The sequence below is a fragment of the Streptomyces sp. NPDC047000 genome (assembly GCF_040644295.1).
Taxonomy (GTDB): domain Bacteria; phylum Actinomycetota; class Actinomycetes; order Streptomycetales; family Streptomycetaceae; genus Streptomyces.
The window spans coordinates 81,066-94,763 of record NZ_JBEYWE010000006.1 but is presented as its reverse complement, the minus strand read 5'-3'; the positions used below and the strand labels follow the sequence as shown (position 1 = coordinate 94,763).

General features: G+C 69.9%; 12 protein-coding genes. 8 read left to right on the top strand and 4 right to left on the bottom strand.

Features of this window, described 5'->3' with window-relative positions:
* Positions 1–52: 52 nt before the first annotated feature.
* The gene (locus tag ABZ862_RS12585) at positions 53–1,051 is read right to left on the bottom strand and encodes an NADP-dependent oxidoreductase (protein ID WP_360956275.1); all 999 of its coding nucleotides are present in this window, start codon (positions 1,049–1,051) and stop codon (positions 53–55) included.
* A 91-nt stretch (positions 1,052–1,142) separates the two neighbouring features.
* Between ABZ862_RS12585 and ABZ862_RS12580 the strand changes: the two genes are divergently transcribed.
* Positions 1,143–1,583, top strand: a complete 441-nt coding sequence (locus ABZ862_RS12580) for a MarR family transcriptional regulator (RefSeq protein ID WP_360956273.1) — start codon at positions 1,143–1,145, stop codon at positions 1,581–1,583.
* A gap of 40 nt (positions 1,584–1,623) precedes the next feature.
* Here the strand turns inward: ABZ862_RS12580 and ABZ862_RS12575 are convergent, their stop codons facing one another.
* Positions 1,624–2,118 carry a hypothetical protein gene (locus ABZ862_RS12575; RefSeq protein WP_360956271.1) on the bottom strand — a complete coding sequence of 165 codons (495 nt, stop codon included), beginning with the start codon at positions 2,116–2,118 and terminating at the stop codon, positions 1,624–1,626.
* 586 nt (positions 2,119–2,704) lie between these two features.
* Here ABZ862_RS12575 and ABZ862_RS12570 point away from each other — a divergent pair.
* From ABZ862_RS12570 to ABZ862_RS12540, 7 genes are all read left to right on the top strand, one after another.
* Positions 2,705–3,865 (top strand): mandelate racemase/muconate lactonizing enzyme family protein, encoded by a 1,161-nt coding sequence (locus tag ABZ862_RS12570; RefSeq protein ID WP_360956269.1) that lies wholly within the window; start codon positions 2,705–2,707, stop codon positions 3,863–3,865.
* Positions 3,862–4,893, top strand: a complete 1,032-nt coding sequence (locus ABZ862_RS12565; protein ID WP_360956267.1) for an alcohol dehydrogenase catalytic domain-containing protein — start codon at positions 3,862–3,864, stop codon at positions 4,891–4,893. The genes ABZ862_RS12570 and ABZ862_RS12565 overlap by 4 nt, the downstream gene beginning before the upstream one ends.
* A gap of 86 nt (positions 4,894–4,979) precedes the next feature.
* Entirely contained in the window at positions 4,980–5,948 is a 969-nt protein-coding gene (locus ABZ862_RS12560; RefSeq protein ID WP_360956265.1) for a hypothetical protein, read from the top strand.
* A gap of 132 nt (positions 5,949–6,080) precedes the next feature.
* A complete protein-coding gene (gene chvE, locus ABZ862_RS12555; RefSeq protein ID WP_360956263.1) occupies positions 6,081–7,193 on the top strand; it encodes a multiple monosaccharide ABC transporter substrate-binding protein in 1,113 nt (370 codons plus the stop codon).
* A 56-nt stretch (positions 7,194–7,249) separates the two neighbouring features.
* Positions 7,250–8,800, top strand: coding sequence for a multiple monosaccharide ABC transporter ATP-binding protein (gene mmsA, locus ABZ862_RS12550; protein WP_360956261.1), 1,551 nt, complete (start codon positions 7,250–7,252; stop codon positions 8,798–8,800).
* Complete coding sequence (gene mmsB, locus ABZ862_RS12545; RefSeq protein WP_360956259.1) at positions 8,797–10,041, top strand: multiple monosaccharide ABC transporter permease; 1,245 nt, start codon at positions 8,797–8,799, stop codon at positions 10,039–10,041. Before mmsA ends, mmsB begins: the two co-directional genes overlap by 4 nt.
* 112 nt (positions 10,042–10,153) lie before the next feature.
* Positions 10,154–11,302 (top strand): aldose epimerase family protein, encoded by a 1,149-nt coding sequence (locus ABZ862_RS12540; RefSeq protein WP_360956257.1) that lies wholly within the window; start codon positions 10,154–10,156, stop codon positions 11,300–11,302.
* A gap of 77 nt (positions 11,303–11,379) precedes the next feature.
* Here the strand turns inward: ABZ862_RS12540 and araD are convergent, their stop codons facing one another.
* Together araD and araA are read right to left on the bottom strand one after the other, a co-directional pair.
* A complete protein-coding gene (araD, locus tag ABZ862_RS12535; RefSeq protein WP_360956255.1) occupies positions 11,380–12,132 on the bottom strand; it encodes an L-ribulose-5-phosphate 4-epimerase AraD in 753 nt (250 codons plus the stop codon).
* Between the two features lie 37 nt (positions 12,133–12,169).
* Positions 12,170–13,687, bottom strand: coding sequence for an L-arabinose isomerase (gene araA, locus ABZ862_RS12530; RefSeq protein ID WP_360956253.1), 1,518 nt, complete (start codon positions 13,685–13,687; stop codon positions 12,170–12,172).
* Between the last annotated feature and the right edge of the window lie 11 nt (positions 13,688–13,698).

The window sequence follows — 13,698 nt, the reverse complement described above, 5'->3', positions numbered from 1 at the left end:
TCCGCGCGGGCACGCCCTCGGCCCCGCGGCCTCCCGACGCCCCCGGCAGGGGTTACAGCTTGACGATCATCTTCCCCGTGTTGTCGCCGCGCAGGACGCCCAGGAACGCGTCCAGGGTGTCCTCGATCCCCTCCCGTACCGTCTCCCGGTACTTCAGGGCGCCGGAGGCGACCCACGGGCCGACCTCCGCCACGAACTGCGGCTGAAGGTCGTAGTGGTCGCCCACCAGGAAGCCCTCGATACGGCCCCGGGTCTGGATGAGGCGGGCCAGGTTGCGGGGGCCGGGGGCGGGCTCGGTGGCGTTGTAGACGGAGATCATGCCGCACACGGCGATCCGGCCGTCCCGGTTGAGGGAGCCGATCGCGGCCTCCAGGTGGTCGCCGCCCACGTTGTCGAAGTAGACGTCCACGCCGTCCGGAGCCGCCGCCCTCAGCTGCTTGCCCACCGGGCCCTTCTTGTAGTTGAAGGCCGCGTCGAAGCCGTACTCCTCGACGAGCAGCTCGACCTTCTCGTCGGAGCCGGCCGAGCCGATCACCCGCGTGGCCCCCTTGAGCTTCGCGAGCTGGCCGACCTGGCTGCCCACGGCCCCCGCGGCGCCGGAGACGAAGACGCTGTCGCCCTCCTTGAAGGAGGCGGTGCGCAGCAGCCCGGCGTAGGCGGTCAGGCCGGTCATGCCGAGGACGCCCAGGTAGGTGGAGAGGGGGGCGGTGGCGGGGTCGACCTTGACGGCGTTCCTCGCGTCCACGACGGCGTACTCCCGCCAGCCGAGGAAGTGCAGGACGTGGTCGCCGACGGCCACCCCCTCGGCCTCGGAGGCGACGACCTCGCCCACCGCGCCGCCCTGCATGGCCCTGCCCAGCTCGAAGGGGGCGACGTACGACTTGGCGGCGCTCATCCTGCCCCGCATGTACGGGTCGACGGACAGGTACGTGTTCCGTACGAGCACCTGGCCCTCGCCGGGCACCGGCACCTCCGTCTCGACCAGCGAGAAGTCCTCCGGCTCGGGCCAGCCGACGGGACGGCTGAGCAGGTGCCACTCGCGGTTGATCATGTAAGCGCCTTTCCCGAAAAATACTTCACTAACTGAAACAACCATGCGCTTCAATATTTAACCGTGTCAAGTAACGGGTAGGCTTGAGTACATGTCAACGCCACCGAAGCACCGCCGCCCCGACGCCCTGACCCTCGAGGTCGTCGAGCTCATCGGGGACGTGGTGGCCCGCTTCTACGCGGACTACGAGGAGGCGGCGGGCGAGCACGCGCTGACCGGTGCCCAGGCGCGGCTGCTGAGCCTGCTGTCGCTGGAGCCGCTGCCGATGCGGAAGCTGGCGAAGAAGCTGAAGTGCGAGCCGTCGAACGTGACCGGCATAGTGGACCGGCTGGAGTCACGGGGACTGGTCGAGCGGCGCCCCGATCCGGCGGACCGGCGGGTCAAGCTGGCCGCCGCGACCGACGAGGGACGGCAGGTGGCCCGGGGGCTGCGCGACGGGCTGCGGTTCGCCCGGGAACCCCTCGCGGGGCTCTCCGAGGAGGAACGGACGGCTCTGCGGGATCTGCTCCGGCGCATGCTGGACGACGCCTGAGCCCCTCGGCGCCGCCGGCCCCGCCGGGCAGCGGCTCCCGTCAGGTGCACCACCACAGGAACTGGGTGCAGGTCTCCGTGGGGGACGGCGACGGGGTGGCCCCCGCGCCGGATCCCGAGCCGCCGCCCGCGCCGGGTCCGGAGGACGCGGGCCGGGAGGCGCCGGGCGTGGCGCGGGAGGTGGCCGTCGGAGCGGAGGCCCCCGGCGCACCGGCGCCCGGTCCGCCGGCGGTCGCCGCCTCGGCGTCCTGGCCCGCCGCGCCGGACTCGGTCGCGGTTCCCGACGGCGACGCGGACGCGGTCCCCGACGGTGAGGCGGAGGCGTCCGGCGAGGACGTGCTCCCGTCACCCTGCGCACCGCCGTCCGGCCGTGCCGTACCGGCCCCCGCGGAGGGGGACGCGGTACCGGTCCCGTCCGCGGTGTCGTCCCCGGCCGCCGCCGCGTGTCCCGGGCCGCCCGATCCTGTTCCGCCCGTGCCGAGTTCGGCGAGACCCAGGCCGCCGGCGGCGAGCGCCAGCCCCGCGGCGACCAGCACGGCGCGACGCCGTCTGCGGCGTGCCGTGGCGGCCTTACGGCCCCTGCGGTCCCGGCGGGCCCTGGGATTCCCGGGATCCGGGCGATCCGCGTCGTCCCGGCTGTCCCGGCCGTCCCCGCGGTCCCCGTGGTCTCCGCGGCCGGTTCCGTCGTGCGGGTCCGGCTCCGCACCGGGTCCGTCCGGTGCGGCGGCCTCCTCGGCCATGTCCGCCGGGCCGGGCTCACCGGTCCCACCCGGCTCACCGGTCCCACCGGATCCGTCATGTCCGGCATGCGCTCCCCGCACCCCGCCGCTCCCGGACGGGGGGCCGTCCGCCGGTGCTCCGCAGCCCGGACAGGTGAGGGCGCCGTTGAGGTGCCGTCGGCACGGGTGACAGTAATCCATGACGCGGGAAGACTAAATTCCCGGTAGGTAACGTTCCTAGACCGTTCCGTGAAGGTTCTGTGTGAGGTAGAAAGCGTGGTCGAGGAGATTGCCGAGACTGTTACCCGCCGCACCCATTGACACCTGATGCGACTCGTCTCTACTGTCACGCCAGCATTTCGAACATGTGACGAAATCTCGAACGGCCCGAAGGGGACTCGCCGTGCGCATCACCGGACTCACCACCCACGTGGTCGGCACGCCGTGGCGCAATCTGACGTACGTGCAGGTGCACACCGACGAGGGTGTCACGGGCGTCGGCGAGACCCGCATGCTGGGGCACACCGACGCGCTGGTCGGGTACCTCCGCGAGGCCGAGGCGAACCACATTCTCGGCTCCGACCCGTTCGCGACGGAAGACCTGGTCCGCCGGATGAAGTACGGCGACTTCGGCCGCGCGGGTGAGATCGTGATGTCCGGCATCGCGGTCGTCGAGATGGCCTGCTGGGACATCAAGGGCAAGGCGCTCGGCGTGCCCGTGTGGCAGCTGCTGGGCGGCAGGGTGACCGACCGGGTCAAGGCGTACGCCAACGGCTGGTACACCACCGAGCGCACCCCGGACGCCTACCACAAGGCGGCCCGCGCGGTGATCGACCGCGGGTACCGGGCCCTGAAGATCGACCCGTTCGGCACCGGGCACTACGAGCTGGACCGTACGCAGACGCTGTACTCCGTCTCCCTCATCGAGGCCGTCCGCGACGCCGTAGGCCCGGACACCGAGCTGATGCTGGAGATGCACGGCCGCTTCTCCCCCGCCACCGCCGTACGGCTCGCCCGGGAGCTGGCGCCGTTCGAGCCGGCCTGGCTGGAGGAGCCGGTGCCGCCGGAGAACCTGAAGGCGCTGGAGAAGGTCGCCGCCAAGGTGGATCTGCCGGTGGCCACCGGTGAGCGCATCCACGACCGGATCGAGTTCCGCGAGCTGTTCGAGAGCCAGGCCGTCGACATCATCCAGCCCGACGTCGGTCATCTCGGCGGCATCTGGGAGACCCGGAAGCTGGCCGCGACCGCCGAGACGCACTACATGCTGATCGCCCCGCACAACGTGGGCGGCTCCGTGCTCACCGCGGCCTCCCTCCAGGTGGGCTTCACCACACCGAACTTCAAGATCCTGGAGCACTTCAACGACTTCGCGGACGCGGAGATCAAGAAGGTGGTCAAGGGCGCCCCGGAGGTCGTCGACGGCTACTTCCACCTCTCCGACGCGCCGGGTCTCGGTGTCGAGCTCGACACCGACGCCGCCGCCGAGTTCCCGCAGCAGCAGGCCCGGTTCGACCTGTGGGCCGAGGGCTGGGAGCAGCGCGCCCCGAAAGGGACGCGGACGTGAGCACCGCCGTCGTCGTCCAGGCACCGGGGTCGCACCAGCTCGTCCCCCACGAGCCGCGCGATCCCGGCCCCGGTGAGGCCCTGGTCGCCGTCCACACGGTCGGCATCTGCGGCAGCGACCGCGAGGTGTACCAGGGCAACCGGCCCGAGGGGTACGTCCGTTACCCGATCACGCCCGGCCACGAGTGGTCCGGGACCGTCCAGGCCGTGGGCTCCGGGGTGCCGGAACCGCTGCTCGGCCGGAAGGTGGTCGGGGAGGGCTTCCGCAACTGCCAGGTCTGCGACCGGTGTCACGCGGGCGAGACGACGCTGTGCACGGCCGGCTACGAGGAGACCGGGTTCACCCAGCCGGGGGCCATGGCCGCCACGCTGACCCTCCCGGCCCGCCTCCTGCACATCCTCCCGGACGACGCCGATCTGACGGCCGCCGCCCTGCTGGAGCCCGCCGCGTGCATCGCGGCCGCCGCGCTCAAGGCGAAGGTCCAGCCCGGTGAGCGGGTGGCCGTCGTCGGCACCGGGACGCTGGGCATGTTCGCCGTGCAGTTCCTCAAGGCCTGCTCCCCGTCCGAGCTGCTGGTGATCGGTACCCGCACCGACCGCGTCGCCCTGGCGAAGCGTTACGGCGCCACCGACTTCCGCGTCAAGGGCGGGGTGTTCCCCGACGACTTCGACGTCGTCATCGAGACCGCGGGGGCGCCGTCCGCCGCGCACACCGCCGCCTCGCTGCTGCGGCGCGGCGGCCGCCTGGTGCTGACGGGCATCCCGGCACCGGGCGCCCAGGGTCTCGACCCGACGGACCTGGTGGTGCGGCAGCTGGACGTGTCCACCGTGTTCGGGGCGCCGCCGCAGGCCTGGGCGCACACGGTGCGGGTCTTCGGGGCCGGGCTGCTCGATCCGCTGCAACTCGTCACGCACGAGCTGCCGCTGAGCGAGTTCGCGCAGGCCATCGAACTGGTGGGGTCCGGGGACCCGAAGATCGGGAAGGTCGTGCTCCACCCGTGGGAGTACACCGGTGCGGGGGTGGCCTGAGGATCCCCGTACCGGCGTGACGCCCTCCCTCCCGCACCCCCCGAGTCTCGAACGTCGTCCGACATACCGAACACGAAGGACAGCTTGTGACCGACGCCCCCGCCACGGCGGCCCGTCGCCCCGGTGAGCCGGCGCTCGCCGCACTCGGCCTGGGCGCGCCTCCCGTCTCCGCCGCCGACGCCTCGCCGCACACCTTCCCGGGCGGCGGCCGCTGGCGCACCGAGATCCCCTCCTGCGAGGGTCCCGAGGCACTGGCGGTCGTCCTGAAGGAGTCCTCGCTGCTGGAGGTGCCGATCCACCGGATCAGCCAGGGCAGCGGCGTGTGGATGCTGACCGACGCCGAGATCACCGAGATGGCCGAGGCCACCGCCGAACGGGACATCGAGCTCTGCCTGTTCACCGGCCCGCGCGGCAGCTGGGACACCGGCGGGTCCACCCGTACCGACTCCGGGGGCGCCGGAGCGCGCGCCCGGGGCCACGACGCCGTCGCCGGCTGCGTCGAGGACGCCCTCCGGGCGACGGAGCTGGGCGTCAGGTGCCTGCTGGTCGCCGACGAGGGCGTGCTGTGGACCCTGCACCGGGCACGGACCGCCGGGCTCCTGCCGGCGGACACCACCCTCAAGGCCTCGGCGCTGATCGGGCCCGTCAACCCGGCCTCGTACGCGGTCTACGAGATGCTCGGCGCCGACTCCATCAACGTGCCCAGTGATCTGACACTCCCTCATCTCACCGAGATCCGGCGGGTGTCGGCCGCCCCGATGGACATGTACATCGAGGCTCCGGACGATCTGGGCGGCTACGTACGGATGTACGAGGTCGCCGAGCTGATCCGGCGCGGCGCACCGCTCTATCTGAAGTTCGGGCTCTCCAAGGCCCCCGGCATCTACCCCTACGGACATCACATGCGGGACCTGACGCTGGCCACCGCCCGGGAACGCGTGCGGCGCGGCCGGCTGGCGCTGGACCTGCTCGCACGGCACGGAGCCGAGGGCGACATGGCGCCCCTCGGGTCACGGCTGCCCGGAACGCTCAGACGGTTCGACACACCCTCATAACGTTCCGGAAACCCACCTTCACACAACGGCACACCGTCCAACACAATCCAACACACTCGGTCTTAGCACTGCTCGCACCGTCTGCACACCGCCAGACCGGACCCTGCATCACTGACATCAAGGAAGATGATCATGCGCACTCGCAGAGCCACTCTCGCCGCCATCGCCACGGCCGCCTCCCTCGCCCTGACCCTGTCCGCCTGCGGCCAGAGCGGCTCGGGCGGGAGCAAGGAGAAGGGCGGCGACGCCAAGGGCGCCACCATCGGCATCGCGATGCCGACGAAGTCCTCGGAGCGGTGGATCGCCGACGGCAAGAACGTCGTCAAGAACCTGGAGTCCAAGGGCTACAAGACCAAGCTGGTCTACGGCGAGGACGACCCGGACCAGCAGGTCTCGCAGGTCGAGAACCTGATCACGCAGGGCGTGAAGGCGCTGATCATCGCGTCCATCGACAACAAGTCGATGAACAACGTGCTCCAGCAGGCCGCGGACGCCAAGATCCCGGTGATCTCCTACGACCGGCTCATCCTCGGCACCAAGAACGTCGACTACTACGCCTCGTTCGACAACGAGAAGGTCGGCGAGCTCCAGGGCAACTACATCCTGGAGAAGCTCGGCCTGAAGGACGGCTCCAAGAAGGGCCCGTTCAACATAGAGCTGTTCGCCGGCTCCAACGACGACAACAACACCCGCTACTTCTTCTCGGGCGCGATGAAGGTCCTGCAGCCCTTCATCGACAAGAAGCAGCTCGTGGTCCGCTCCGGCCAGACCAACCTGACCCAGGTCACCACCCTGCGCTGGGACGGCGGCACCGCCCAGAAGCGCATGGACGACATCCTGACCTCGGCGTACAAGAGCCAGCGCGTGGACGCGGTGCTCTCGCCCTACGACGGCATCTCCATCGGCATCCTCTCCGCGCTGAAGTCCGACGACTACGGCTCCAAGGACAAGCCGCTGCCGGTCGTCACCGGCCAGGACGCCGAGGTCGCCTCGGTGAAGTCGATCATCGCCGGCGAGCAGTCGATGACCGTCTACAAGGACACCCGCAAGCTCGCCGACGTGGCCTCGACCATGGTCGACGACCTGCTCAACGGCAAGAAGCCGCAGACCAACGACGACAAGACCTACAACAACGGCGCGAAGGTCGTCCCCGCCTACCTGCTCACGCCGGTCAGCGTCGACAAGACCAACTACCAGAAGGAGGTCGTGGACTCCGGCTACATCAAGGCGAGCGACCTCAAGTGAGCCGGCGGGATTTCCCCCACCAGCCCCTCAACCCACGCTGATTGGAAGGCACGACCATGGCGGGACCCGTCCTGGAAATGCGCTCGATCGTCAAGACCTTTCCCGGCGTCAAGGCGCTGTCGGACGTCACCCTGACCGTCCAGCAGGGCGAGGTCCACGCCATCTGCGGAGAGAACGGCGCCGGCAAGTCGACCCTGATGAAGGTCCTCTCCGGCCTGCACCCGTACGGCACGTACGAGGGCGAGATCCTCTTCGAAGGAGAGGTCTGCCGGTTCAAGGACATCCGGGCGAGCGAGCACCACGGCATCGTCATCATCCACCAGGAACTGGCACTCATCCCCTATCTCTCCATCGCCGAGAACATCTTCCTCGGCAACGAGCACGCCACGCGCGGGATCATCAGCTGGACCGAGACGCTGCGGCACGCCACCGAGGTGCTGCGGCGGGTCGGTCTCAGCGATCACCCCGACACCCGCGTCGCCGACATCGGCGTGGGCAAGCAGCAGCTCGTGGAGATCGCGAAGGCCCTGTCGAAGAAGGTGAAGCTGCTCATCCTCGACGAGCCGACGGCGTCGCTCAACGACGAGGACAGCGGCAAGCTCCTGGATCTCATCCTGGAGCTGAAGAAGCAGGGCATCACCTGCATCATCATCTCCCACAAGCTCAACGAGATCCGCAAGGTCGCGGACTCGGTGACGATCCTGCGCGACGGGCGGACCATCGAGACGCTCGACGTGAAGGACCCGGAGACGACCGAGGACCGGATCATCAGCGGCATGGTGGGCCGCGACCTGGAGCACCGCTTCCCGGACCGGACGGCGTACGACGGCGAGATCGGCGACGCCCCGGCCCTGGAGATCCGCGGCTGGACCGTCCACCACCCCATCGACCAGCAGCGCAAGGTCGTCGACGACGTGTCGCTCCAGGTACGGCGCGGGGAGATCGTCGGCATCGCCGGTCTGATGGGCGCCGGCCGCACCGAACTGGCGATGAGCGTCTTCGGCCGCTCCTACGGCCGGTACGCGGGCGGACAGGTCATCAAGGACGGTGTGGAGATCCGTACCAAGTCCGTCGCGGAGGCGGTCAAGCACAAGATCGCCTACGTCACCGAGGACCGCAAGCACTACGGCCTCAACCTCATCGACACCATCAACCGCAACGTCTCGCTGGCCGCCCTGGGCAAGGTCGCGAAGCGCGGCATCGTCGACGAGCACGAGGAGCAGCAGGTCTCCGAGGGCTTCCGCAAGTCCATGAACATCAAGGCTCCGACCGTCTTCGAACCGGCGGGCAAGCTGTCCGGCGGCAACCAGCAGAAGGTCGTCCTCAGCAAATGGATCTTCGCGGGTCCCGACGTGCTGATCCTGGACGAGCCGACGCGCGGTATCGACGTCGGCGCCAAGTACGAGATCTACACGGTCATCGACCAGCTGGCCGCCCAGGGCAAGGCGGTCGTCTTCATCTCCTCCGAGCTGCCCGAGCTGCTCGGTATGTGTGACCGCATCTACACCATGGCCGCGGGGCGGCTGACGGGCGAGTTCTCGAGGGCCGAGGCCTCGCAGGAAGCGCTGATGCGTCAGATGACTAAGGACAAAGAGGTAACCCGATGAGCACGGATGTGACCGCCAAGACGCCGGCGCCCGCGCCGCCCGGCAAGGAGGGCGCCGCCGGCGGCGACGGACTGCTCCAGCTGATGCTGGACGGCATGCGCCGCAACATGCGGCAGTACGGCATGCTGATCGCCCTCGGCCTGATCGTGGTGCTGTTCGCCATCTGGACGAACGGCGACCTGATCCTGCCGCGCAACGTCTCCAACCTGGTGCTGCAGAACAGCTACATCCTGATCCTCGCGATCGGCATGATGCTGGTCATCATCGCGGGCCACATCGACCTGTCGGTCGGCTCGCTGACCGCCTTCGTCGGCGCGATGGCGGCCGTGTTCATGGTCAAGCACGACCTGCCCTGGCCGGTCGCGGTCGTGCTGTGCCTGCTCGTCGGCGCCGCGGCGGGCGCGACGCAGGGGTTCTTCATCGCGTACGGCGGGATACCACCGTTCATCGTGACCCTGGCGGGCATGCTGGTCTTCCGCGGTCTGACCGAGATCGTCCTGGACGGGCAGACCCTCGGCCCGTTCCCGAACGGTCTTCAGAAGGTCGCCAACGGCTTCCTGCCCGAGGTCGGCCCGGACACCAACTACCACAACCTCACCCTGCTGCTGGGCATCGCGCTGATCGCGTTCGTGGTCTTCCAGGAGCTGCGTGACCGCAAGCGGCAGCACCAGTTCGCCCTCGAGGTCCTGCCCGCCAAGCTGTTCGTGCTGAAGCTGGTCGCGATCGGCGCCGCGGTGCTCACCCTCACCATGCTGCTGGCCAGCTACAAGGGCGCCCCGATCGTCCTGCTGATCCTGGGCGTGCTGCTCGTCGGCTTCGGCTACGTGATGCGCAACGCGGTCATCGGCCGGCACATCTACGCCATCGGCGGCAACCTGCCCGCGGCCCAGCTGTCGGGCGTCAAGGACAAGAAGATCACCTTCCTGGTCTTCCTGAACATGGGCATGCTCGCGGCCCTGGCGGGTCTGGTCTTCGCCGCCCGCTTCAACGCGGCCTCTCCCAAGGCCGGCCTCAACTTCGAGCTGGAGGCGATCGCGGCCTCGTTCATCGGCGGTGCGTCGATGAGCGGCGGTGTCGGCACCGTCCTCGGCGCGATCATCGGTGGCCTGGTCCTGGGCGTGCTGAACAACGGTATGAACCTCGTCGGCATCGGCACCGACTGGCAGCAGGTCATCAAGGGCCTGGTGCTCCTGGCGGCGGTCGGCTTCGACGTGTGGAACAAGCGCAAGTCCGGTTCGTAAGCAGCCGGTTCCCGCGCCGCGCGCGGCGCGGGAACCGACCTCGTTCGGCCCGGTCCGGCTCCGGGGGCACGCCCCCGGAGCCGGACCGGGCCGCAGACAGGAGGAGCCGCACATGGAACTGAACAGACGCACGGTCATCGCCGGAGCGGCGGCGGCCGGTGTGGCCGCCACGGCGCTCGGCGGCACGGCACACGCCTCGGACGGCGGGAAGCCGGTGAAGTCGCTCTTCGGCAAGCTCGCCGACGGCACCAAGGTCTACCGGTGGTCGCTGCAGAACGGCGGCACCCGGCTGAAGGTCCTCTCCTACGGCGGTGTCGTGCAGTCGCTGGAGATCCCCGACCGGCACGGCCGCTACGCGAACGTCTCCCTCGGCTTCGGCAGCGTCGACGAGTACGTCGCCTCCAGCCCGTACTTCGGCGCCCTGATCGGCCGTTACGGGAACCGTATCGGCAAGGGGCGGTTCACCCTCGACGGCAAGAGCTACCAGCTCTCCGTGAACGACGGCGTGAACAGCCTGCACGGCGGCGCCAAGGGCTTCGACAAGCGGGTCTGGGACGTCGAGGGGTTCGTGAAGGGCTCCGACGTCGGCCTGTACCTGCACTACACGAGCGTCGACGGCGAGATGGGCTACCCCGGCACGCTGAAGGTGAAGGTGACGTACACCCTCACCCGGCACGGAGACTGGCGCATCGACTACGAGGCCGTCACCGACAAGGCCACCGTCGTCAACCTCACCAGCCACATGTACTGGAACCTGGCCGGCGAGGGCAGCGGCACGATCGAGGACCACGAGCTGACGATCGCCGCCTCCCGCTACACGCCGACCGACACGGGGCTGATCCCCACCGGCGAGCTGGCGAAGGTCTCCGGCACCCCCTTCGACTTCCGCAAGGGCAAGACGGTCGGCCGGGACATCCGCGCCGGACACGTCCAGCAGGTGCAGGCGAAGGGCTACGACCACAACTGGGTCCTGGACAAGGGGATCACGGCGCGGCCCGAGCACGTGGCCACGCTGCGCGACCCGCGTTCCGGCCGCACCCTGCACATCGCGACCGACCAGCCGGGGCTGCAGTTCTACTCGGGCAACTTCCTCGACGGCACCCTCACCGGCAGCGGCGGCCGCACCTACCGCCAGGGTGACGCCCTGTGCCTGGAGACCCAGCACTTCCCGGACTCGCCGAACCAGGCGGCCTTCCCGTCCACGGTGCTGCGGCCGGGCCAGGTGTACCGCTCGACGACGGTCCACACGTTCGGCAACTGACGCCTGTCACGAACCAGGAAGGCGGCCCGTGCTCCGTGCACGGGCCGCCTTCGCGTGTCACACGCGGGGAGCGGTGGTCAGGTTCCGGTCACCTCCGGGTTGCCGTAGTAGGCGTCGGGGCCGTGCTTGCGGGTGTAGTGCCGGTTCAGGAGGTGGCGCGGAGGCGGGGCCGTGGACGCCAGCGCCATGGTGTGGATGGCCATGTCGGCGATCGCCATGGTGTGGATCGCCATCTCCGCGACGGCCTCGCAGATGATGGAGTGCTCCAGCGACTTGCGGGCGGTGGCACCCCAGGTGAAGGGCCCGTGGTTGGCGACCAGCGCGCCGGGCACCTCGGCCGCCCGGTCGTCGTCACTGTTCAGCATGTCGACGATGACGCGGCCGGTGTTGTACTCGTAGTCCTTCGCGCACTGTTCCGCGGTGAGGTCCGGGGTGACCGGGACGGGCCCGTTGAAGGTGTCCGCGTGCGTGGTGCCCAGTACCGGTATCTGCTGGCGCGCCTGGGCGAAGGCCACCGCGTGGGTGGAGTGGGTGTGGGTCACCCCGCCGACGGACGGGAACGCCAGGTACAGGCAGCGGTGCGTCTCCGTGTCGGTGGACGGCTTCAGGTCGCCGCCGACGACGGCGCCGTCCGAGAGCCGTACCGTCACCAGGTGCTCGTCCTTCAGGTCCTCGTACGGGACCCCGGAGGGCTTGATGACGAAGACCCCCGCCTCCCGGTCGACCCCGCTCACGTTGCCCCAGGTGAGCGTGGCCAGACCGGCCTTGGGGATGGCCAGGTTGGCCGCCAGCACCTCCTGCCGCAGCCCGTCCCTGACGTGTACGGTCATCGCGTGTCTCCTCTTCTCGTGCGTGCGGGACCGTGCGTCACAGAACCTGGGCGAGACGGTGGTAGGCGGCGTTCCACCTGATCTCCTTGGCGAGCTGACCCGGCGTGGTGTTCTCGTCGATGGTGAGCAGCTCGACGTCGAGCATGGCCGCGTAGTCGGTCAGCGTCTCGAGGTCGACGGCCGCGCTGAGCACGGTGTGGTGGGGGGCGCCGGCCAGCAGCCAGCTCTCGGCCGACTCGGCGAGCGACGGGCGCGGCTGCCACACCGCGCGGGCCACCGGCAGGTTGGGCAGCGGCTGGCTCGGGGCCACCACGTCCACGGCGTTGGCGGTCAGCCGGAACCGGTCGCCGAGGTCGGAGAGGCCGACGACCATGGCGGGGCCGGGAGCGGCGTCGAAGATCAGCCGGACCGGGTCCTCGCGGCCGCCGATCGACAGCGGGTGGATCTCGCAGCGCGGCCGGTCCGCGGCGATGGACGGGCAGACCTCCAGCATGTGCGCGCCGAGGATGCGCGGGACGCCGGGGCCGAGGTGGTAGGTGTAGTCCTCCATGAAGGACGTGCCGCCGGGCTGTCCGTCGCCCATGACCTTCATGGTGCGCAGCAGCGCGGAGGTCTTCCAGTCGCCCTCGGCGCCGAAGCCGTAGCCGTCGGCCATCAGCCGCTGGACCGCGAGGCCGGGCAGCTGGCGCAGGCCGCCCAGGTCCTCGAAGTTGGTGGTGAAGGCGGAGAATCCGCCGTCGGTGAGGAAGGCGCGCAGCCCGATCTCGATCTTGGCGGCGTAGAGCAGCGAGTCGTGGCGGGGGCCGTCCGGGCGCAGGATGGGCACCAGGTCGTACTGCTCGCCGTACTCGGCGGCGAGGGCGGCGGCCTCCTTGTCGCCGACGGCGTCCACGACGGCGACCAGGTCGTTGACCCCGTAGGTGTTCACGGAGAACCCGAAGCGCATCTCCGCCTCGACCTTGTCGCCCTCGGTCACGGCGACGTCGCGCATGTTGTCGCCGAACCGCGCGAGGCGCAGGGTGCGCGAGGCCTGCCGGCCCGCCGCGGCGCGGGACCAGGCCGCGACCCGCTCGATGACCCGGGCGTCGGTGACGTGACCAGCGACGATCTTGCGGGTCACGCCCAGCCGGGACTCGATGTGGGCGAACTCGCGGTCGCCGTGGGCGGCCTGGTTGAGGTTCATGAAGTCCATGTCGATGCTCGACCAGGGCAGCGACAGGTTGTACTGGGTGTGCAGATGCAGCACGGGCCGGTCCAGGGCGCTGAGCCCGGCGATCCACATCTTGGCCGGGGAGAAGGTGTGCATCCACACCATCACCCCCGCGCAGGTGTCGGACGCGTTGGCCTCCAGGCACATCCGCCGGATGGAGTCGGAGTCGGTGAGGACCGGCTTCCACACGAGGCGGGGGCGGATCTGCGGGGCGGAGCCGAGGAGTTCGGCTATGCTCCGCGACTGGTCGGCGACCTGACGCAGGGTCTCCTCGCCGTACAGGCCCTGGCTGCCGGTGAGAAACCAGATCTCCTGGGCCTGCTGCGTGTCGTTCGGTGCGGTCATGACGGGGTTCC